At 70.4% G+C, this 19,758-nt stretch carries 20 protein-coding genes and 2 pseudogenes; 16 read left to right on the top strand and 6 right to left on the bottom strand.

Annotation, left to right across the window (positions count from 1 at the left end; genetic code table 11):
• The first annotated feature begins 20 nt into the window (after positions 1–20).
• From IE318_RS01205 to IE318_RS01195, 3 genes and pseudogenes are all read left to right on the top strand, one after another.
• Positions 21–557, top strand: coding sequence for a hypothetical protein (locus tag IE318_RS01205; RefSeq protein ID WP_189895626.1), 537 nt, complete (start codon positions 21–23; stop codon positions 555–557).
• Between the two features lie 335 nt (positions 558–892).
• A pseudogene (locus IE318_RS01200) lies at positions 893–1,246 on the top strand (protein kinase family protein); the annotation flags it as partial.
• A pseudogene (locus IE318_RS01195) lies at positions 1,239–1,453 on the top strand (hypothetical protein); the annotation flags it as partial. The pseudogenes IE318_RS01200 and IE318_RS01195, both read left to right, overlap by 8 nt.
• On the opposite strand, the gene IE318_RS01190 reads toward IE318_RS01195, so the two are convergent.
• Together IE318_RS01190 and IE318_RS01185 are read right to left on the bottom strand one after the other, a co-directional pair.
• Entirely contained in the window at positions 1,450–1,650 is a 201-nt protein-coding gene (locus tag IE318_RS01190) for a DUF397 domain-containing protein (RefSeq protein ID WP_189895767.1), read from the bottom strand. The pseudogene IE318_RS01195 and the gene IE318_RS01190 sit on opposite strands and share 4 nt — an antisense overlap.
• Before the next feature lie 8 nt (positions 1,651–1,658).
• On the bottom strand, positions 1,659–2,498 hold the full coding sequence (locus IE318_RS01185) for a helix-turn-helix domain-containing protein (protein ID WP_189895625.1): 840 nt from the start codon (positions 2,496–2,498) through the stop codon (positions 1,659–1,661).
• A gap of 205 nt (positions 2,499–2,703) precedes the next feature.
• Here IE318_RS01185 and IE318_RS01180 point away from each other — a divergent pair, with 205 nt between their 5' ends.
• From IE318_RS01180 to IE318_RS01130, 11 genes are all read left to right on the top strand, one after another.
• Positions 2,704–3,126, top strand: a complete 423-nt coding sequence (locus tag IE318_RS01180) for an ATP-binding protein (RefSeq protein WP_189895624.1) — start codon at positions 2,704–2,706, stop codon at positions 3,124–3,126.
• Between the two features lie 33 nt (positions 3,127–3,159).
• Complete coding sequence (locus IE318_RS01175; protein ID WP_189895623.1) at positions 3,160–4,113, top strand: Yae1 family protein; 954 nt, start codon at positions 3,160–3,162, stop codon at positions 4,111–4,113.
• On the top strand, positions 4,110–4,364 hold the full coding sequence (locus IE318_RS01170; protein WP_189895622.1) for a hypothetical protein: 255 nt from the start codon (positions 4,110–4,112) through the stop codon (positions 4,362–4,364). Before IE318_RS01175 ends, IE318_RS01170 begins: the two co-directional genes overlap by 4 nt.
• Before the next feature lie 420 nt (positions 4,365–4,784).
• Positions 4,785–6,107 carry an amidohydrolase gene (locus IE318_RS01165; protein ID WP_189895766.1) on the top strand — a complete coding sequence of 441 codons (1,323 nt, stop codon included), beginning with the start codon at positions 4,785–4,787 and terminating at the stop codon, positions 6,105–6,107.
• Positions 6,108–6,419: 312 nt separating this feature from the next.
• Positions 6,420–7,478: a BMP family lipoprotein gene (locus IE318_RS01160; protein ID WP_030165553.1), complete on the top strand. Its 1,059-nt coding sequence runs from the start codon at positions 6,420–6,422 to the stop codon at positions 7,476–7,478.
• A gap of 197 nt (positions 7,479–7,675) precedes the next feature.
• Positions 7,676–9,202 (top strand): ABC transporter ATP-binding protein, encoded by a 1,527-nt coding sequence (locus tag IE318_RS01155; RefSeq protein ID WP_189895765.1) that lies wholly within the window; start codon positions 7,676–7,678, stop codon positions 9,200–9,202.
• Positions 9,199–10,326 carry an ABC transporter permease gene (locus tag IE318_RS01150; protein WP_189895621.1) on the top strand — a complete coding sequence of 376 codons (1,128 nt, stop codon included), beginning with the start codon at positions 9,199–9,201 and terminating at the stop codon, positions 10,324–10,326. Before IE318_RS01155 ends, IE318_RS01150 begins: the two co-directional genes overlap by 4 nt.
• Positions 10,326–11,612, top strand: a complete 1,287-nt coding sequence (locus IE318_RS01145; RefSeq protein ID WP_030165562.1) for an ABC transporter permease — start codon at positions 10,326–10,328, stop codon at positions 11,610–11,612. The genes IE318_RS01150 and IE318_RS01145 overlap by 1 nt, the downstream gene beginning before the upstream one ends.
• Positions 11,612–12,013, top strand: a complete 402-nt coding sequence (locus tag IE318_RS01140) for a cytidine deaminase (RefSeq protein WP_030165566.1) — start codon at positions 11,612–11,614, stop codon at positions 12,011–12,013. The genes IE318_RS01145 and IE318_RS01140 overlap by 1 nt, the downstream gene beginning before the upstream one ends.
• Positions 12,014–12,098: 85 nt before the next feature.
• The gene (locus IE318_RS01135) at positions 12,099–13,382 is read left to right on the top strand and encodes a thymidine phosphorylase (protein WP_189895620.1); all 1,284 of its coding nucleotides are present in this window, start codon (positions 12,099–12,101) and stop codon (positions 13,380–13,382) included.
• Positions 13,383–13,478: 96 nt separating this feature from the next.
• Positions 13,479–14,063, top strand: a complete 585-nt coding sequence (locus tag IE318_RS01130; RefSeq protein WP_189895619.1) for a Uma2 family endonuclease — start codon at positions 13,479–13,481, stop codon at positions 14,061–14,063.
• 8 nt (positions 14,064–14,071) lie between these two features.
• Here IE318_RS01130 and IE318_RS01125 read toward each other — a convergent pair whose 3' ends face one another.
• Complete coding sequence (locus tag IE318_RS01125) at positions 14,072–14,992, bottom strand: AEC family transporter (RefSeq protein WP_189895618.1); 921 nt, start codon at positions 14,990–14,992, stop codon at positions 14,072–14,074.
• 130 nt (positions 14,993–15,122) lie between these two features.
• Here IE318_RS01125 and IE318_RS01120 point away from each other — a divergent pair, with 130 nt between their 5' ends.
• On the top strand, positions 15,123–15,509 hold the full coding sequence (locus IE318_RS01120; protein WP_189895617.1) for an STAS domain-containing protein: 387 nt from the start codon (positions 15,123–15,125) through the stop codon (positions 15,507–15,509).
• Here the strand turns inward: IE318_RS01120 and IE318_RS01115 are convergent.
• A complete protein-coding gene (locus IE318_RS01115; protein ID WP_030165580.1) occupies positions 15,393–16,406 on the bottom strand; it encodes a sigma-70 family RNA polymerase sigma factor in 1,014 nt (337 codons plus the stop codon). The genes IE318_RS01120 and IE318_RS01115 overlap by 117 nt on opposite strands.
• Before the next feature lie 169 nt (positions 16,407–16,575).
• The gene (locus IE318_RS01110; RefSeq protein ID WP_189895616.1) at positions 16,576–17,859 is read right to left on the bottom strand and encodes an MFS transporter; all 1,284 of its coding nucleotides are present in this window, start codon (positions 17,857–17,859) and stop codon (positions 16,576–16,578) included.
• A 63-nt stretch (positions 17,860–17,922) separates the two neighbouring features.
• On the opposite strand from IE318_RS01110, the gene IE318_RS01105 reads away from it, so the two are divergent.
• On the top strand, positions 17,923–18,894 hold the full coding sequence (locus tag IE318_RS01105; protein WP_189895615.1) for a LysR family transcriptional regulator: 972 nt from the start codon (positions 17,923–17,925) through the stop codon (positions 18,892–18,894).
• Between the two features lie 46 nt (positions 18,895–18,940).
• On the opposite strand, the gene IE318_RS01100 is transcribed toward IE318_RS01105, so the two are convergent.
• Positions 18,941–19,702 carry an alpha/beta hydrolase gene (locus IE318_RS01100; protein WP_189895614.1) on the bottom strand — a complete coding sequence of 254 codons (762 nt, stop codon included), beginning with the start codon at positions 19,700–19,702 and terminating at the stop codon, positions 18,941–18,943.
• Positions 19,703–19,758: the final 56 nt, after the last annotated feature.

The raw sequence follows: 19,758 nt of genomic DNA, 5'->3' as shown, positions 1-19,758 counted from the left end.
CGATGGAAGGAGCGGCACAGTTGATTCTTCACAAACGGTCATTCCCGGCCGCCGGCGGCTCCCTTCCCGCCACACCGCAGCCCCGCATCAAGGTGCTCGCAGCCCGGTATCCGGTGCTCACCGGCCTCATCGCCGCGGTCTACTTCGGTGGCCTGGCCGGACTTGCCCTCTCCACCGTTACCGTCGGCGTCGTGCTCTGGGGCCTGGCGATGGGGATCGTGTTCGGCCTGTGCAGCGTGGTCGCACGCAAACGCCTGCCACGGAACGTTCCCGAAGAACCCGCGGACTGGGCGGTTACCGCACCCCCGCCAGGACGCCGATGGCCGACCGGACTCGTCGTCGCACTCTGGCCGGTGACCTGGCTGGCCGCGACGGTGTTCTTCTGGCTGGCGGGACACCTCAGGCCCGCTCCCATCGGCTGGTTCACCAGCGCGGTCTTCGCCACCGTGGCGATGGCGATCGCCACCTTCATCGGCTATCGCAAGGCCCGGACTTCGCGCCCGACCCGAAGCCCTTCCGCCCCGCCCGACCAGGAGCACGGCGGGGGGCCGTCCTAGCGGCGGCTCGGTGGCGTATGCGGTGGTTGTGCAAGCCGCGACGACGCGTTCGCGCGGTAGTTCACCCCCGCGCCTCACCTCAGTGCCAGCGCTCCCACCGACGTCATCACCGCGCACGCGGCCAGGACCGCAACGGTGCCCATCAGGCGGGCCACCGGCACCCGTACCCCGCACCACACGCACCGTTCCCCGCACTGCCTGCACTGGTTCCTGACCGTGTGCTCGTCGACGCAGCTCAGTCACCGCGCCTGTATGACGGGCCGTGTGACGGACCGGCGGGACGCACCACGTTACGATCCGTGCGCCGCAGAGAAGTTAGACGAGACGGGGGATCGGTGAACGGCACGGGCGAGGGAGCCTTCCAGCCGTTGGCGGAGGACGACCCGCGGCAGATCGCCAGATACCGCCTGGCCGCCCGGCTCGGCGCCGGCGGCATGGGCAAGGTCTACTTCTTCCACACGCCGGGCGGACGCCCCGTCGCCATCAAGGTGATCCGGCCCGAGTTCGCCGAGGACCCCGAGTTCCGGCGGCGGTTCGCGCAGGAGGTGCGCGCCGCCGAGCGGGTGCAGGGCCTGTACACGGCCCCGGTCATCGACAGCGACACCGACGGCCCGCACCCCTGGCTGGCCACGGCCTACGTCTCCGGCCCCACGCTCGCCGCCGCGGTCGCCGAGCACGGGCCGCGGCCCCATCGGCCGTACGATCCTCAGCTTCCCGTCGATGGTCGTGCACACCCTCCCGCTCGCCCTGGCGGGCACGGGGTGAAGGTGGCGGTCTGCGACATCGACCCCGCCTGGCTGACGGAGACGGCGTCCCCGCGAGCGCAGGGGTTCCTGTCCGGGGTCACGGGGACGGCACGGGACGTGCACCGCCTGGCGGCGGTGGGACTGGTCTAGACGCGCGGCGCCTCTTCCACTTTCAGGGCGTCGATGAAGGGGGCGAAGGCTGTGGAGGGGAAGGTGAGGGTGGCCCTGGTGGGGGCCTTCGTGTCGCGGATGGCGACGTGGGTGGGGGAATTGGCGATCTCAACGCACTCGTTGCCGTCTCCGGGGCCGGAGTAAGAGGACTTACGCCAGTTGTCGGGGGTGGTCATCGGGTACCTCACAGCTCTTTCGACAATCTGTGAATGAAGTCGCGCGAGCGCTCGGGCTCGAGCGACACGGCCTCCACCTTACGGAAGAGCCTTCGGAAAGCGCTGAGTTGAGCTTCGGCATCGATGAAGACGGTGCCATGGGGAGCATCGCGCACCACTGTGTCCAACTTGGGCACGGGACCGCTCACGTAAGTCATCGTGCTCGTGGCCAGCCCGAAGCCGTCCAGGTCAAAAGGGATGACGCGCAGGGTGACGTGACCCGATTCGGAGAGTTCGAGGAGGCGGCCGAGCTGGGCGCTTGAGGTGGCACGGTCACCAACCCTGATGCGTAGCGCCGCCTCGTGGACAACTGCCTCGTACGGGACGGCGATCTCCTGCTGGCGCCGCATTCGGTGACGGACGCGCAGGTCGATCTCGTCTTCGGTGAGTTCGGTGATCCTGTCGGAGAACACTGCACGGGTGTAGTCCTCTGTCTGGAGCAGGCCCGGTACGTACAGGATGGCCACGTGGCGCAGAAACCGGGCGTGGTGCTCCAGTTCGGACAGGTCCAGGAAAGACGTAGGCAGCAGACCCCGGTACTCCTCCCACCATCCACGTGTTCGGTCGGCGGCCATTACCGCCAAGGCGTCGATGAACTCCCCGTCCGTACAGGCGTAGTGGGACGCGAGGCGGCGCAATCGCTTCTCGCTCACCCCCGCGATGCCGGACTCGATCTGGCTGACGACTGGAGCAGTGACCCCCAGGAGGGTCGCTGCCTCCCGGGCGGTGAGGCCGGCCGCGTCGCGGAGCCTGCGCAGCTCGGTCGCCAGCCGCAACTGACGTGCTGTCGGCTCGCTCCTCAGTGCCATCCGTCGATCCTCTCAACGCGCTTGTGAGCACGCCCCGTTCGGGTGTCACGATACGCGATCGGCTTGCGAGATTTAAACAATTAGCCCTACCGTCGGTGACGCAACGCACACGCAGCGGAAGCGCACCGCGCCCCGTCGTGCCATGACGGCTGCGGCAAGGCCACCGCGCGCGGAAACCCCCTTCACCGACCGGAGTTGATGCCGCATGCCCGGAAGCGAGTCGATCGAGTCCTGGGACTACACCCTCTACATCCCCAACGACCTCAGAGCGGTCACGGTCTGCCGCCGCACCCTGCGCCTGATCCTCACCATGCATGGACTGATCGGCCTGGTGGACACCGCGGAGCTGCTGGCGACGGAGCTGGTCTCCAATGCCGTACGCCACACGAAGGGGCCGGCCGCTCTCAGGGTCCGCCGTGCCCCGGAGGGGGTGGTGTGGATCGGAGCGTGGGATACGGACCCGGCCCCGCCGGACCCGCCACGACCGCTGGAGCAGGTCGGCGAGGCGGAGGAGGAGGGGAGGGGCCTCGGCTTGGTGACGGCCTGCGCGGACTACTGGGGCTGGCGCCCGTCGGCCCGCTTCGGAGATCAGGGGAAGTACGTGTGGTGCGAACTTGTCGCGGCGTAGCTCGTTGATCACGTCGTACGGAAAGGAGAGCTGATGGTCGGCTCGTCGCACGAGGCGCTGCACCGCATCTTTCAGAAGGAACCCGAGCTGCTGACCAAGGCGTTACAGCGCGTGCTGAACGTGCCGTTTCCCAAGCCCCGGGAGATCGCCGCGCTGAACGTGGACCTCACGGAGATCGAGCCGGTCGAGCGCCGCGTGGACACGCTGCTGCGGGCGGAGACGGACGAGGGGACGTATCTGCTCGTGGTCGAGTCCCAGGGCAAGGTGGACGAACGCAAGCGGGGCAGTTGGCCCTACTACCTGTCGTTCCTGTACGAGAAGTACCGCTGCGAGCCGGTACTGATCGTCATCACCCAGAGCAGCGCCACGGCACGGTGGGCGTCGCGCCCCATCCAGCTCGGCTTCCCGGGCTGGTACTCACTGACGGTACGACCACTCGTGCTCGGCCCGGACAACGTGCCGTTGATCGCGGACGAGTGGCAGGCCAGGCAGGACCCACCCCTTGCGGTGCTCTCGGCCATGACACACGGGCGGGGCCCGCAGGTCGCCGCCATACTGGAGTCCCTGGTGGCCGGCCTGGAGGAGCTCGACCCCGACAGCGCCGCAGCCTTCGTACAGTTCGTCGACTCATGCCTGACCGACCCTCAGGCGAAACAGATCTGGAGGGACCTGATGACGGCGACCCAGTACTTCTTCCGGCACCAGGTGGCCGAGCGGGTGCGCGAGGAAGGTCGAGAGGAAGGGCGAGAGGAAGGGCGTCAGGAAGGGCGAGAGGAAGGGCGTCAGGAAGGGCTTGAGGTAGGGCTTGAGGCAGGGCGTCAGAGACTTCGCGAGCTGATCCACCGCATTTTGGAGTCGCGCGGCATCCCCATGACGGACGCTGTCCGTGAGCGTGTGGGCGCGTGCCCGGACCTCGATCAGCTGGAGACGTGGGCGCAGCGGGCGGTGCACGTGGCGGATGCGGCTGAGTTGTTCTCCGAGGAGTGAGCGCGGATTCCAGCGACGTGAAAAGGGCGAGGACGCCGACCGATGACGAGGTTCTCGACTTCTGGCACAGGCAACAGCACCTCAAGGCTGATCGCCAACTGGTCTTCGCCGTTCTCAGGTGGCGCGGCATCCCGGTCACCAACCTTGTCCGGTCGCGCGTGAACCTCTGCGGGAGTCGTGAACGGCTCGAACTGTGGATGCGGAGGGCCGTGCATGCCAAGGACGCTGCGGAGGTGTTCGCCGAGGAGTGACTGACTGGCCGGGTGGGCGTCACGGTCCGTGACATGTGTCGTATCGCCCGGACGGTCCAGACCGGAGGAGAGCCTGGTTCGGCCCTGTTCTCCCTAGGGCCGCCTGGTCAGCGGGCGCGCGGTGGGCCGTTCGGCGGCCGTCCGGGGGATGTCCGCCAAGTGAACAATTCGGGCGTGCTTCCCGTGAAGCGTGGTATGCCTGGAGAAAAGCACAGTGGGACGGGTGCCAGGGATGTGGCGGTGCCGCTCTCCCGGGGATTCCGTGATCCACTCGGCCGGTCAAGGCGGACGAGTGTACCCATCCCAGCCGATACCTATGCGCCGGCCGCCGGTTTTTCTTCCCCTGACGGGCTGAACTTTTGTTGATCGAGGGTCAGTTGACCGGCCCGGCGGCATACCCTTCAGAGGGTGAAGCAACTGATGTCCCCAGAGTCCGAGGCCGATCTCCCCGCGGAAGCCGCCCTGCCCGGCACCCTGCCGGAGGCGCTGTTCGCCGAACTCGTCGCGTTCCGTCGCGACCTGCACATGCACCCGGAGCTCGGCAACCAGGAGTTCCGCACCACCGCCGCGATCAAGGAGCGGCTGGAGAAGGCCGGGCTCGCGCCCCGCGTGCTGCCCAGCGGGACGGGGCTCGTCTGTGACATCGGCAGGGACGTCGGCGTAGACATGGACGGCTACGGGGAGGAGCCGGACGACCTGGTCGGCGACGCGCCGGGTGACGCGGCAGGCGCCCCCGTGGGTGACGGGCCGGGCGGCCCGGCGCAGGGCATCCTCGCGCTGCGCGCCGACATCGACGCGCTGCCCATCCCGGACACCAAGAGCGAATGCCCGTACCGCTCCACCGTGCCCGACCGCGCCCACGCCTGCGGCCACGACGTGCACACCACCGTCGTGCTCGGCACCGGGCTCGTCCTCGCCGACCTGCACCGGCAGGGGCTGCTGCCCCGGCCCGTGCGGCTGGTCTTCCAGCCCGCCGAGGAGGTGCTGCCCGGCGGCGCGGCCGAGGCGATCAAGGCCGGCGTGCTGGACGGGGTGGCGCGGATCGTCGCCGTGCACTGCGACCCCCGGGTGGACGCCGGGATGATCGGGCTCAGACAGGGCGCCATCACCTCCGCCTGCGACCGGCTGGAGGTCTCGCTGGACGGCCCCGGCGGCCACAGCGCCCGGCCGCATCTGACCACCGACCTCGTCACCGCCGTCGCCCGGGTCGTCACCGACGTGCCCGCGCTCGTCGGCCGCCGCGTCGACACCCGCGCCGGGCTGGCGGTGACCTGGGGCCGGATCGAGTCCGGGCACGCCCCGAACGTCATCCCGCAGCACGCCGAGCTCTCGGGGACCGTGCGCTGCCTGGACATCAACGCCTGGCGGCACGCGCCCGACATCGTGGTCGCCGCGATCGACGAGGTCGCCAACCTGCACAAGGCCAAGTCGGAGATCAACTACGTCCGCGGGGTGCCGCCGGTCGTCAACGAACCCGGAGCGACCGAACTGCTGCGCGAAGCCATGGTGGCGCGGCGCGGCGAGGACTCCGTCGAGAGCACCGAGCAGAGCCTGGGGGGCGAGGACTTCTCCTGGTACCTGGAGCACGTGCCCGGCGCCATGGCCCGGCTCGGCGTGCGCACCCCGGGCGAGCGGACCCTGCGCGACCTGCACCAGGGCGACTTCGACGCCGACGAGTCCGCGATCCGGGTGGGCGTGGAACTGTTCACGGCGGCCGCCCTGCTCCACGCGGCGGGCCGGTGAGCGGCGGCCCGGTGACCGGATCGGTGGACTGCTGAGTGGCGGCCCCCTGACCGGGGCCGTTCCAGCACCTGAAATACGGCGGTAACAAGCCACTCGCGTACGGCCCGAAATCCGCGCCGTACAACCGCCAGACCCTGAGTTCAGGTGCCGTTTGCCTCGAATCGATAACGGCTTCGCGAGAGGTCTTTTTCTGACATCTACGCGCGTTACGATGCCGAAGCCGGCGCCGTCGGGGCGTCTCGGTTCGAGCACTGGAGTGGTGCTCACATCAAGCGCCGACATGGCGCTCAGGTCAGGTGAAGGAGCCTTCCCGTGCGCCGGGTAGCCAAGCTTTCCGCTGCGTGTGCCGCCACCGCAGCTCTCGCACTGTCTGCCACAGCCTGTGGCAGCACCTCCTCCGAGAACAACGACAAGTCGTCGTCCTCCTCCAGCGATGGCAAGGGCGTCAAGATCGGCCTCGCCTTCGACGTCGGCGGCCGTGGTGACCGCTCCTTCAACGACTCCGCCGCGCGTGGTGCCGACAAGGCCAAGAGCGAGTTCGGCGGCGAGATCAAGGAGCTCACCGCCAAGACCTCGGACACCGAGGCCGACCGCGAGCAGCGCCTGTCGGACCTGGCCCAGGCCGGCTACAACCCGATCATCGGCGTCGGCTACGCCTACTCCGACTCGATGAAGAAGGTCGCCGCCAAGTTCCCGAAGACCAGCTTCGGCATCGTCGACTCGGTGGTGGACGTCAACAACGTCGACAGCATCACCTTCACCGAGGAACAGGGCTCCTACCTGGCCGGTGTCGCCGCCGCGCTGAAGACCAAGAAGGACCACGTCGGCTTCATCGGCGGTGTCGACGTCCCGCTGATCAAGAAGTTCGAGGCGGGTTACGTCCAGGGTGTCCACGACACCAACCCGAAGATCAAGGTCGAGACGCAGTACCTGAGCCACGGCTCGGACACCTCCGGCTTCGCCAGCCCCGACAAGGGCAAGGAGGCCGCGCAGGGCATGCTCGACAAGGGTGCCGACGTCATCTACTCGGCGGCCGGCTCCTCTGGCAACGGCGCGATCGAGGCGGTCAGCGGCGCCAAGGGCACCTGGGCCATCGGTGTGGACTCCGACCAGTACAACATCCCGGGCCTGGCCAAGTACAAGGACTCGATCCTGACCTCGATGGTCAAGAACGTCGACGTCGGTGTCTACGACTTCATCAAGTCCGTCCACGACGGCAAGCCGCTGACGGGCGTCAACTCCTACTCGCTCGCCAAGGACGGCGTCTCGCTGGCCACCAGCGGTGGCTTCATCGACGACATCAAGGCCAAGCTGGACGCGGCGAAGCAGAAGATCGTCGACGGCGGCATCAAGGTCAAGACCACCCCGTGACCTGATGGGTCCCGTCGGACCCGGCTCGGCGAGGGGCCGCAGCGCAGCCCCTCGTCGAGCCATAACAATGTGTCAACTCTACGCGCGTAGCAAGGAGTTGCCGCGCTAGCGTCGCCGACGCCTGCCCTCCCCCCGCAGCCCCTTTTCCCCGAGGAGAGTGCGCCATCAACGCGTCCAGCCCTCCCGCTGCCGTCGAACTGCGCGGCATCACCAAGCGCTTCCCCGGCGTCGTCGCCAACCGCGACATCGACATCACGGTCCGCACGGGCACCGTCCACGCCCTGTGCGGCGAGAACGGCGCCGGCAAGTCCACCCTGATGAAGATCCTCTACGGCATGCAGCAGCCGGACGAGGGCACCATCACCGTGGGCGGCGAACAGGTCACCTTCCACAACCCCGGCGACGCCATCGCCCGCGGCATCGGCATGGTGCACCAGCACTTCATGCTCGCCGACAACCTCACCGTCCTCGAGAACGTCGTCCTCGGCGCGGAGAAGCTGTACGGCATCGGCGCCAAGGCGCGCGCCAAGATCAAGGAGATATCCGACGCGTACGGCCTGAACGTGCGGCCGGACGTCCTCCTGGAGGAACTCGGCGTCGCCGACCGCCAGCGCGTGGAGATCCTCAAGGTCCTCTACCGCGGCGCCAAGACCCTCATCCTCGACGAGCCCACCGCCGTCCTCGTGCCGCAGGAGGTCGACGCCCTCTTCGACAACCTGCGCGAGCTGAAGGCCGAGGGGCTCACCGTCATCTTCATCTCCCACAAGCTGGGCGAGGTGCTCTCCGTCGCCGACGAGATCACCGTCATCCGGCGCGGCACCACGGTCGGCACCGTCGACCCGCGGACGACCACCACCAAGCAGCTCGCCGAGCTGATGGTCGGCAGCGAACTGCCCACGCCGGAGACCGAGGAGTCCACCGTCACGGACGTCCCGCTGCTGAAGCTGGAGGGCCTGCGCCTGGCGCAGACCGACCTCGACGGCGTCGAGCGGATCATCCTCGACGACATCTCCTTCACCATCCACAAGGGCGAGGTCCTCGGCATCGCCGGTGTGGATGGCAACGGCCAGTCCGAACTGGTCGAGGCCATCATGGGTATCCGCGACCCCGACGGCGGCGTCATCACCCTCGACGGCACCGACATCTCCCACGTCCCCACCCGCCGCCGCCGAGAGGCCGGCGTCGGCTACATCCCCGAGGACCGCCACCGCCACGGCCTGCTCCTCGAGGCGCCGCTGTGGGAGAACCGCATCCTCGGCCACGTCACCGAGAAGCCCAACTCGCGCGGCGGACTGCTCGACCTCAAGGCGGCCCGCGCCGACACCGAGCGCATCGTCGAGGCCTACGACGTGCGCACCCCGGGCATCGAGGTGACCGCCGCCTCGCTGTCCGGCGGCAACCAGCAGAAGCTGATCGTCGGCCGCGAGATGAGCCACGACCCGAAGCTCCTCATCGCCGCCCACCCCACCCGGGGTGTGGACGTCGGCGCGCAGGCCGCGATCTGGGACCACATCCGCGAGGCCCGCCGCCAGGGCCTGGCCGTGCTCCTGATCTCCGCCGACCTGGACGAGCTCATCGGGCTCTCCGACACCCTGCGGGTGATGTACCGCGGCCGCCTGGTCGCCGACGCCGACCCCGCCACCATCACCCCCGAGGAGCTGGGCTCCGCCATGACGGGTGCGGCCACCGGCCACCTGGAGCACACAGAGGACGCCGACCGATGAACAAGCTGACCCAACGGATCGACAAGGAGCGGCTGCTCCTCGGGATCGCGGCCCCGCTGCTGGCCGTGGTCACCGCGCTCGTCGTCACGACCCTGGTCATCCTCGCCACCGGCAAGAACCCGGGCGACGCCTTCAGCGACATGGTGACCTACGGCTCCGCCAGCGACAGCCAGGTCTACATCCTGAACAAGGCGACGACGTACTACCTGGCGGGCGTCGCGGTGGCCCTCGGCTTCCGCATGAACCTGTTCAACATCGGCGTCGACGGCCAGTACCGGCTCGCCGCGTTCATGGCCGCGGTCCTCGGCGGGGCGCTCACCGTCCCCGGCTGGATCGCCATTCCGCTGATCATGCTGTGCGCCATGGCGACCGGCGCCCTGTGGGCGGCCATCGCCGGCGTCCTGAAGGTGACCCGCGGGGTGAGCGAGGTCATCTCGACGATCATGCTCAACTCGATCGCCACCGCGATCATCGCCTACCTGCTCCAGCCCGGAAAGCTCGGCCAGCTCGACGAGGCGGGCACCCTCGTCTCCACCAAGCCGCTGCCGGGGGGCTCACACCTGTTCAACATGGACACGGGCCCCGCGGGCATCCTCGACGGCTTCATCTTCTTCGCCGTGATCGTCGGCATCGCGTTCTGGTTCGTCCTCGGCCGCACCCGCTTCGGCTTCGACCTGCGCACCGTCGGCCTGTCCGAGTCGGCGGCCTCCGCCAGCGGTGTCAGCGTCAAGAAGATGGTCGTCACCAGCATGATCGTCTCGGGTGCCGTGGCCGGCCTGATCGGCATGCCCACGCTGCTGAACGAGAGCTACCAGTACGACAACAGCTTCCCGGCGGGCATCGGCTTCACCGGTATCGCCATCGCGCTGCTCGGCCGCAACCACCCCGTCGGCATCGCCCTCGGCGCCCTCCTGTGGGGCTTCCTGGAGCGCACCACCAACCACCTGGAGTTCCAGGGCTACGACAAGGAGATCCTCGGCGTCATCCAGGGCGTCATCGTCCTGTGCGTCGTGATCGCCTACGAGGTCGTCCGCCGCTACGGCCTCAAGCGCCAGCAGCAGAGGGTCGGCGCCGAGCTCGCCGCCCAGGCCGTCGCCCCGATGAAGAAGCAGGAGGTGGCGTGATGACTGCCACGATGACCGACACGCCGCCGCCCGTGGCGCCCAAGGCGGACGCCGCGGCCAAGCGCCAGGGCCGGTCGCTCGGCCAGATCCTCATGATCGTCGCGGGCGCCCTGCTGCTCGTCGCCGCGGTCCGTGTGATCACCGGCGCCAACCAGCTCGACTCCGCCGGCCAGATCAGCGCCGCGCTGGGCCTCGCCGTGCCGATCGGCCTCGCCGGCCTCGCCGGTCTGTGGTCCGAGCGGGCCGGTGTGGTCAACATCGGCCTCGAGGGCATGATGATCCTCGGCACCTTCGGCGCCGGCTGGATCGGCTGGCAGTCCAGCCCCTGGCTCGGCCTGCTGTGCGGCATCGGCTTCGGTGTCCTCGGCGGCCTGGTGCACGCCGTCGCCACCGTCACCTTCGGCGTCGACCACATCGTCTCGGGTGTCGCGATCAACCTGCTCGCGCTCGGCGCCACCCAGTACCTCGCCAAGCTGTTCTTCGTGGACGGCAAGGCGGCGGACGCCGGCGGCAACCCCAAGCAGTCCCCGCCCTCGGACTCGCTGCCCAACTTCGACGTGCCCGGCCTCTCGGACGCCCTGCAGTCGGTCGAGAAGCACCACTGGTTCCTCGTCTCCGACCTCGCCGGCATCCTCGGCGGCCTGGTCACCAACCTGTCCGTGGTGACCATCCTGGCCGTGGTGCTGTTCGTCGGGACCTGGTGGCTGCTGTGGCGCACCCCGTTCGGCCTGCGGCTGCGCTCCTGCGGTGAGAACCCGATCGCCGCGGAGTCCCTCGGCGTCAACGTCTACACCTACAAGTACGCGGCCGTGGCCATCTCCGGCGGCCTCGCCGGCCTCGGCGGCGCCTTCCTCTCGCTGGTGACCTCCCACATCTACCTCGAGGGCCAGACCGGCGGACGCGGCTACATCGGCCTCGCCGCCATGATCTTCGGCAACTGGCGGCCGGGCGGTCTGGCGATGGGCGCGGGCCTGTTCGGCTTCTCCGACGCGCTGCAGCTGCGCAACGGCGGCGTGACCGTGCACGCGCTGCTGCTCCTCCTGGTGGTTCTTCTCGCGGTTCTCGCCGGCTGGAAGCTCTACCGCAAGGCCCTGTGGCAGGGTGTCATCAGCGCCGTCATGGCCGCGCTCGTCCTGGTCTGGTACCTGGTCACCGACGAGGTGCCGGGCGACTTCGTGGGTGCCACCCCGTACGTCGTCACCCTGCTGGTGCTGTCGCTGTCCGCGCAACGCCTGCGGATGCCCAAGGCGGACGGCATGCGGTACCGGAAGGGACAGGGCAAGTGATCTCGGACGCGACGACGGTCGACTGGGACAGGCTGCGCGAGGAGGCGCGCGCGGCGATGTGCCGCGCCTACGCCCCCTACTCGGGCTACCCGGTCGGCGTCGCCGCGCTGGTCGACGACGGCCGGATCGTCACCGGCTGCAACGTGGAGAACGCCTCCTACGGCCTCGGCCTGTGCGCCGAGTGCGGACTCGTCTCGCAGCTCCAGAACAGCGGCGGCGGCCGGCTCACCCACTTCACCTGCGTGGACGGCCGGGGCGAGATCCTCGTGCCGTGCGGGCGCTGCCGCCAGCTGCTGTACGAGTTCGGCGGGCCGGACCTGCTGCTGGAGACCCCGGCGGGGATCCTGCCGCTGTCCCAGATGCTGCCGCAGGCCTTCGGGCCCGACCACCTCACCAAGTAACAACCGTGCGGCCCCGTGCGAGCCGTCCCTCGTGGCCGGCCCGCACGGGGCCGTCTCCCTTCGCACCCGGAAGGAAACTCATCCCATGGCCATGGACGCCATCTCCGTCATCCGCACCAAGCGGGACCGCGGCGAGCTCAGCGACGCGCAGATCGACTGGGTCATCGACGCGTACACCCGCGGGGAGGTCGCCGACGAGCAGATGTCCGCGCTCGCCATGGCCATCCTGCTCAACGGCATGGACCGCCGGGAGATCGCCCGCTGGACCGCCGCGATGATCGCCTCCGGCGAGCGCATGGACTTCTCCTCCCTGTCCCGCCCCACCGCAGACAAGCACTCCACGGGCGGCGTCGGCGACAAGATCACCCTGCCGCTGGCCCCGCTGGTCGCCGCCTGCGGTGCCGCCGTCCCCCAGCTGTCCGGCCGGGGCCTCGGCCACACCGGCGGCACGCTGGACAAGCTGGAGTCGATCCCCGGCTGGCGGGCGCTGCTGTCCAACGAGGAGATGCTGCACGTCCTGGACGAGGTCGGCGCGGTGATCTGCGCGGCGGGCGACGGCCTGGCCCCTGCCGACAAGAAGCTCTACGCCCTGCGTGACGTGACCGGCACGGTCGAGGCGATCCCGCTGATCGCCTCCTCCATCATGTCCAAGAAGATCGCGGAGGGCACGGGCTCGCTGGTCCTGGACGTGAAGGTCGGCACCGGCGCGTTCATGAAGACCATCGAGGACGCGCGGGAGCTGGCGTCCACGATGGTCGGCCTCGGCACGGACCACGGCGTGAAGACGGTCGCCCTGCTCACCGACATGTCGACGCCGCTCGGCCTGACGGCGGGCAACGCCCTGGAGGTCCGCGAGTCCGTGGAGGTCCTGGCGGGCGGCGGCCCGGCGGACGTGGTGGAGCTGACCCTGGCCCTCGCCCGGGAGATGCTGGACGCGGCCGGCCTGAAGGACGTCGACCCCGCCAAGGCCCTGGCCGACGGCTCGGCGATGGACGTCTGGCGCCGCATGATCGCCGCCCAGGGCGGCGACCCGGACGCGCCCCTGCCCACGTCCCGCGAACAGCACGTGGTCAAGGCCGCCGCCTCCGGTGTCCTGACCCGCCTCGACGCCTACGACATCGGCGTCGCCGCCTGGCGCCTCGGCGCGGGCCGGGCCCGCAAGGAGGACCCGGTGCAGGCGGGGGCGGGCGTCGAACTCCACGCCAAGCCGGGCGACAAGGTGACGGAGGGCCAGCCCCTCCTGACCCTCCACACGGACACCCCGGAGCGCTTCGAATACGCCCTCGAGGCGGTGACGGGCTCCTACGACATCGCGGCGCCCGACGCGGCCTTCACGGCGTCCCCGGTGGTGCTGGAACGTATCGCCTGACCTGCAGTTTCCCCATTCGGGTGAACGGGATCGGTGGACCTGCACCGGTCCCGTTCGGCATGCTGGGATCGGTGACTCACCGATAGGAGAACCGCCATGAGCGCACTCACCGTGGGCCACGACCCCGAGCAGAGCTGGGACGAGCTCGTCCGGTTCTGGGAGGAGATGGAATGGCCTGAGGGCAGCAGGGTGGAGATCATCGAGGGGATCATCACCGTGTCACCTGCTCCCGCACCCCGCCACAACGTCATCGCGGAGCTGATCCAGCGTCGCCTTTACTCCGTGATCCCCGATGACTGGGGGATCTACCAGACACTGTCCATCGCCGTGCCGTCGCGTCTGGGCATGCTCATGCCGGACCTTGTGGTGGCTCCGCGGCAGGAGTGTGCGGAATCGGACAGCCACGTTCCGGCCGCTCTCGCGGAACTCGTCGTCGAGGTGACGTCCAAGTCCAACGCACGCCACGACCGCATCAGCAAGCACGCCGCCTACGCCACCGCGCACATCCCGTTGTACCTCCTCGTCGACCGCTGGGCCCCCGACGGTCCCGCCGCGACGCTCTACGGAGAGCCGAAGGGTGACGTCTACCGCCCCCTCGCCACGGCCAAGTTCGGCGAACCCGTCAAACTGCCCGCCCCCTTCGACGTCGTGATCGACACCAGCGAGTTCCCGGCGGACTGACACCCCCGTCACCCCAACAACGCCGCAACCGCCACCAGCACCGGTACCGACAGGATCGTCGACAGCAGGATCGACTCCTGGGCCAGTGACTCGCCCACCCGGTAGCGGCTCGCGTAGGTGAAGAGGTTCTGGGCTGCGGGGAGGGCCGAGGTGACCACCACGTCCAGCAACTGCGGGCCCCGCAGCCCGAAGACGCTCGTCGCCAGTGCCCAGGCGGCGACCGGCTGGCCCACCGACTTCAACGCGACCGACAGCAGCACCAGTTGGCGGTCCCGGCCCCGGCCGGGGGCCGCGCTGCCGCGCAGGGCGATCCCGAAGGCCAGCAGGACGGCCGGGACGGACATGTTGGCGATCAGGGTGAGCGGATCCATGACCGGGCCGGGGACACGCAGGCCGGTCGCCGAGACCAGTACGCCGCTCAGGGCGCCCACCGCGACCGGGTTGCGCAGGGGCGTCAGCAGGCGCTGCCACAGCGGGCCCTTCTCGCCCGCGCCGGACAGGTCCAGGACCGTCAGGGCGATGGGCGTGACCAGGATCTGCTGGAACAGCAGCACCGGGGCCACCAGCGAGGCGTCACCGAGGACGTACGCGGCGATCGGGATGCCCAGGTTGCCGGAGTTGACGTAACTGGAGCACAGGGCGCCGATCGTGGTGCGGCCCACGCCCCAGTTCCGTACCGCGCCGAACGCCACGAAGACGCCCGCCGCTGCCGCCGTGCTCGCCGCCGTCACCAGCAGCCGGCCGGAGAAGACCACCGACAGGTCGGCCCGGGCCAGCGTGGTGAACAGCAGGGCCGGGGTCGCCACATGGAAGGCCAGCTTGGTCAGCACCTCCTGGCCCTGGTCGCCGAGGTAGCCGCGCCGCCCGATCAGATAGCCGACGCCGATCACGACCGCGATGACCGCGAAACCGGTCAACACCCCTTGCACGCGGCCTCCTCGGCGGGTGGCAGGAGGCCGTCGGGTATCCAGGGCGGTGCTGATCCATGGGGCATGCACTCACCCTCCGGGGAGGGAGGGCAGCGGGTCAATGTGATCTCCGGCGGGTCGCCCCATCGCGATGAGTTGTCGCCCGCAGGGGGGTCTACCGATCGTGGACGCCAAGACACCCGCCGTGCTCGTGCTCGCCGGCCCCGTCACCCGGGAGGAGGTGAGGGGGCTGTGCGACGACGTGCGCGGTCTGCTGGAGACGACCGGGGCCGGTGTCGTGGTGTGCGACGTGGGCGGGCTGGGACCACCCGGCCTCGGCACCGTCGACCTGCTGGCACGGCTTCAGCTGGCCGCCCGGCGGGCCGGGGGCCGCATCCGGCTGCGCGACCCCGACCCCGCGCTACACGCCCTGCTCGCCCTGGTCGGCCTCGCCTTCGAGATGGAGGGGCAGCCCGAACAGCGGGAACCACCGCTGGGTGTCGAGGAAGCAGTGGAAGCCGAGGATCCGGCCGTCTGAGATCTCCAGCACCTGCACGGCCCACGGCGTGAAGCCGCCCTTCTCCGGGTCCGGCTTGTACTGGGCGAAGCCCGGCAGCCCGTTCGCCCGCACCGGCAGCAGGCGCGAGCCCGCACAGGCAGCGCCGAGCGTCGTCATGAAGCCCGTGATGTCCGCCGAGCCGGTCAGCCACAGGTCGAACGGCGGCATCGTCATCACCGCGTCCTCGTGCAGCAGCGCGGTCAGCGCCGTCATGTCGTATCCCTCGAACGCCTTCACATAGCGCTCCAGGAGCTTTTGCTGCTCCTCGTCCAGCGGGTCGGACACCTCGGCGCGGGCGCCTGTGTCCTCCCGCTCGGCGAGTGTGGCCCGCGCCCGCTGCAGGGCGCTGTTGACCGAGGCGACCGTCGTGCCGAGCAGCTCGGCGACCTCGCTCGCCTTCCAGGCCAGCACCTCGCGCAGGATCAGCACGGCCCGCTGCTTGGCGGGGAGCTGCTGGAGCGCCGCCATGAACGCCAGCCGTACGGACTCCTTGGCGACCGCCGCCTCCGCCGGGTCCTCGACCGCCGGCAGGACCCGGCCGTCCGGCATCGGCTCCAGCCAGGTGTTGTCCGGGCGGGGCGCCAGCGCCGCCCGGGCCAGCGGCGTCGACTCCGTCAGATCCATCGGCCGGGCCCGCTTGTTGCCCGCCGACAGCATGTCCAGGCACACGTTCGTCGCGATGCGGTACAGCCACGAGCGAAGGCTGGAGCGGCCCTCGAACCTGTCGTGGCTGCGCCAGGCGCGCACCAGGGTGTCCTGCACCGCGTCCTCGGCCTCGAAGGACGAGCCGAGCATGCGGTAGCAGTAACCGGTCAGCTCGACCCGGTACTTCTCCAGCTCTGCGTCGAGGTCTGCCGTCGCCGTACCGTTGCCCATCGTCGTCCACCCACCCCTGTGGCCGTTCCGTCCGTGCGCGTCGTCGCGCCCAGCACTTCGGAAGCTATCGCACGGCACTGACAACGGCCCCCGGAGTGGAGAAAGCAGCAGGTCACAGGCGTAGTGGGGGCACTCGCACCCCAGTTCGCGCGGGCTGCGCGGCCGCGGGCTACGCCGCCACCGGCCCGCGCCGCGCCGCCACCCGGGCCGCCCGGGATCCGAGCACCGTGATCGTCACGACGCCCAGCACCGCCAGCAGGCCCACGCCGACCGTCCCCGGCCAGCCCTGGGCGTGGAAGGCCATGGCGCCGACGGTGCTGCCGGCGCTGGAGCCGATGTAGTACGCGGACTGGTACAGGGCGGAGGCCTGGGCGCGGCCGTGGACGGCGGTCTTGCTGACCGCCGAGGAGGCCACCGCGTGCCCGGCGAAGAAGCCCGCCGTGATCAGGACCAGGCCGAGGAGCACCGGCACCACGGAGTCCAGCAGCGACAGCAGCAGTCCCGCCGCCGTCGTGGCACCCGCCAGGTACAGGGCGCCCCTGCGGCCCAGCCGGCCCACCAGCCGTCCCGCCGTCGACGCCGACACCGTGCCCACGAGATAGACCAGGAAGATCGAGCCGACGATGCCCTGGGGGAGGGAGAACGGCGCCTCGGTCAGGCGGTAGCCGATCACCGTGTAGACCCCGCCGAACACCGTCATGAACAGCGCGCCGATCGCGTACAGGCGGCGCAGCAGCGGATCGGCCAGGTGGTCGCGGACCGTGCCGGCCAGCACGCGCGGGCGCAGCGAGCCCGGCCTGAAGTGCCTCGGCGCCGGCAGAAGCAGACGGAACGCCACCGCGCACAGCACCGCGATCACGCCGACGACACCCACGGCGACCCGCCAGCCCCACTCCTGGGCGACCCAGCCGGTGATGACCCGGCCGCTCATACCGCCCACGCTGTTGCCCGCCACGAACAGGCCGATCGCCGTGACCAGCGCCCTCGGGCGGACCTCCTCCGCCAGATAGGCCTGCGCGGAGGCCGGCAGCCCGGCCAGCGCGGCACCCTGCAACGCCCGCAGCACCACCAGCGCGCCCAGTGACGGCGCGAACGGCACCAGCAGGCCGACGGCCACCGCGACCGCCAGCGAGGCCGTCATCACCGTACGGCGGCCGAAACGTTCCGACAGCGCGCTCATCGGGAGGACGAACAGGGCCAGCCCACCGGTCGCCGCCGCGACCGTCCAGCTCGCCTCGCTCGCCGCCACCCCGAACTCCCCGGAGATCAGCGGCAGCAGCGCCTGCGTGGAGTACAGCAGCGCGAAGGTCGCGACACCGGCGAGGAAGAGGGCGAGGCTCATCCGGCGGTAGCCGGGACCGCCCGGGGTCATGCGGGAATCGGTGGCGTCGGCGGCGGGGACGGTGTGTGCGGCGCCCACGACGGTGGACGCCCCGGTACTGGCGGGAGACATGCTTCGACCGTAGGAACCCCGACCCTCATCCGTCCAATGCATGGAATGGCCATAATCGTTCCCATGGCGCATCAGCAGAGGTCACAAGGTCGGCTGTCACCGTCCGGTGACACAGAAGACATCGAAAAGAACACCGAGGAGATCGCGCGCCTGCTCGCGCCCCGTCTCGCCCACTTCGCCGGCGTCGCCCGCACCGAGCACGTCACGCGCGCCGCGCAGGAGATGCAGGTCCCGCAGTCCACCCTCTCGCGCGCCATGGTCCGCCTGGAGCAGGACCTCGGCGTCGACCTGTTCGCCCGGCACGGCCGTACGGTGTCCCTGACGCCCGCCGGCCGCACCTTCCTCTCCTCCGTCGAACGGGCCCTCGCCGAGATCGAACGCGCCGCCGAGGAGGTGCGCGCCGACGCCGACCCGGCCACCGGCAAGGTCGCCTTCGGCTTCCTGCACACCATGGGCGCCGAGACCGTGCCCGGACTGATCCACGCCTTCCGCGCCGACCACCCCCGCGTCCGCTTCAGCCTCGTCCAGAACTACGGCGAGGCCATGCTGGAACGGCTGCGCGCGGGTGAGCTGGACCTCTGCCTGACCTCACCCGTGCCGGACGCCCCCGACCTCGTCGCCCGCCGCCTCGACGAGCAGAAGCTGCGGCTGGTCGTCCCCGCCGACCACCGGCTCGCCACCCGCCGCCGCGTCCGTCTCGCCGAGGCCGCCGAGGAGGTCTTCGTGACCCTCGAGCCCGGCTACGGACTGCGCCGCATCACCGACGCCCTGTGCCGCGAGGCCGGCTTCAAACCGAGGGTGGCCTTCGAGGGCGAGGAGACGGAGACCCTGCGGGGCCTGGTCGCCGCCGGGCTCGGCGTGGCCCTGCTGCCCCCGCCGCCCGTCCCCCGGCCCGGGGTGGCCGAACTGACGGTCACGGCCCCGCGCGCGGTACGGGAGATCGGCGTCGCCTGGCTGGAGGGCCACCCGGACACGCCCCCGGTGGCAGCGTTCAAGCAGTTCCTGCTGTCCCGGCGCGGCAGGCTGCTGCCGTGACGCCGTGACGCCGTGACGCCGTGACGCCGTCACGCCGTCACGGCGTTCAGTGCCGCAGTGTCCTGCCGAACCCCGCCGCCAGCGGCATCCGCAGCCCCAGCGGCGGGGGTGCGGCCAGGGCGTCCTGCACGGGCCGTGAGAAGGGCCGCCCGAACAGGGTGCCCATGATGAAGTCGGTGGCCAGCGCGGTGACCTCGTCGCGGTACTGGCGCAAGCCGTGCCCGTCGGCGTGCACCTCGAACCGGCACACGTCCCGGTTCGCCTTCTTCGCCCGCGTCGCGAACCGGAAGGACAGCTCGGGATCGCTCCGCTCGTCGTTGGTGCCGTGCACGATCAGCACCCGGCGCCCGACGAGCTGCTTCACCGGTTCGGGGGAGGCGGCCACGTCCTCCTCGGGCAGCCAGGGGGCGATCGCCACCACCGCCTCGACGGCCTCGTGCCCGCCCGCGTGCAGCGCCGCCCGGCCGCCCATGTCGAGTCCGGCCAGGCACACCGGGACGTCGCCGTAGCGCCGTACGACCTCCTCGACCGCCCATGTGGCGTCGCGGGCGAGATGCGCCTCGCTGCCGTTCCAGCCGCGGTAGCGGTAGTGCACCACGTGCGTGGCCAGGCCCTCGTCGCGGGCGGCGCGGGCCAGCCGGCGCCCGAGGGCACGCATGGAGGCGGCCGCCAGCACCGGAGAGGGCCTGCGCCCGGAGACCTCCCGGCCGCCCGGGAGCAGCAGCACCGCTCCGCTCACCGCCGTCGGCTCCGGGCCGAGCGTCCTCCCCAGCCGGGCCGCACGGACCGGCGTCGCTTGCTGTGCCATGACAGAACAGTGTCAGAAGCACCGGTCTACGCCACCCGTCCGTGCGGTCACCGTTA

This window comes from Streptomyces spiralis (assembly GCF_014654675.1).
Classification (GTDB): Bacteria; Actinomycetota; Actinomycetes; order Streptomycetales; family Streptomycetaceae; genus Streptomyces; species Streptomyces spiralis.
This window is presented reverse-complemented; position numbering and strand designations above follow the sequence as displayed.

What these genes read in the sequence shown, in the direction of transcription:
- IE318_RS01190 (WP_189895767.1), bottom strand. Translation starts at nt 1,650, where the DNA reads ATGACCACCCCCGACAACTGGCGTAAGTCCTCTTACTCCGGCCCCGGA.
- IE318_RS01185 (WP_189895625.1), bottom strand. Translation starts at nt 2,498, where the DNA reads ATGGCACTGAGGAGCGAGCCGACAGCACGTCAGTTGCGGCTGGCGACC.
- IE318_RS01180 (WP_189895624.1), top strand. Translation starts at nt 2,704, where the DNA reads ATGCCCGGAAGCGAGTCGATCGAGTCCTGGGACTACACCCTCTACATC.
- IE318_RS01175 (WP_189895623.1), top strand. Translation starts at nt 3,160, where the DNA reads ATGGTCGGCTCGTCGCACGAGGCGCTGCACCGCATCTTTCAGAAGGAA.
- IE318_RS01165 (WP_189895766.1), top strand. Translation starts at nt 4,785, where the DNA reads ATGTCCCCAGAGTCCGAGGCCGATCTCCCCGCGGAAGCCGCCCTGCCC.
- IE318_RS01150 (WP_189895621.1), top strand. Translation starts at nt 9,199, where the DNA reads ATGAACAAGCTGACCCAACGGATCGACAAGGAGCGGCTGCTCCTCGGG.
- IE318_RS01145 (WP_030165562.1), top strand. Translation starts at nt 10,326, where the DNA reads ATGACTGCCACGATGACCGACACGCCGCCGCCCGTGGCGCCCAAGGCG.
- IE318_RS01135 (WP_189895620.1), top strand. Translation starts at nt 12,099, where the DNA reads ATGGCCATGGACGCCATCTCCGTCATCCGCACCAAGCGGGACCGCGGC.
- IE318_RS01130 (WP_189895619.1), top strand. Translation starts at nt 13,479, where the DNA reads ATGAGCGCACTCACCGTGGGCCACGACCCCGAGCAGAGCTGGGACGAG.
- IE318_RS01120 (WP_189895617.1), top strand. Translation starts at nt 15,123, where the DNA reads ATGAGTTGTCGCCCGCAGGGGGGTCTACCGATCGTGGACGCCAAGACA.
- IE318_RS01115 (WP_030165580.1), bottom strand. Translation starts at nt 16,406, where the DNA reads ATGGGCAACGGTACGGCGACGGCAGACCTCGACGCAGAGCTGGAGAAG.
- IE318_RS01110 (WP_189895616.1), bottom strand. Translation starts at nt 17,859, where the DNA reads ATGTCTCCCGCCAGTACCGGGGCGTCCACCGTCGTGGGCGCCGCACAC.
- IE318_RS01105 (WP_189895615.1), top strand. Translation starts at nt 17,923, where the DNA reads ATGGCGCATCAGCAGAGGTCACAAGGTCGGCTGTCACCGTCCGGTGAC.
- IE318_RS01100 (WP_189895614.1), bottom strand. Translation starts at nt 19,702, where the DNA reads ATGGCACAGCAAGCGACGCCGGTCCGTGCGGCCCGGCTGGGGAGGACG.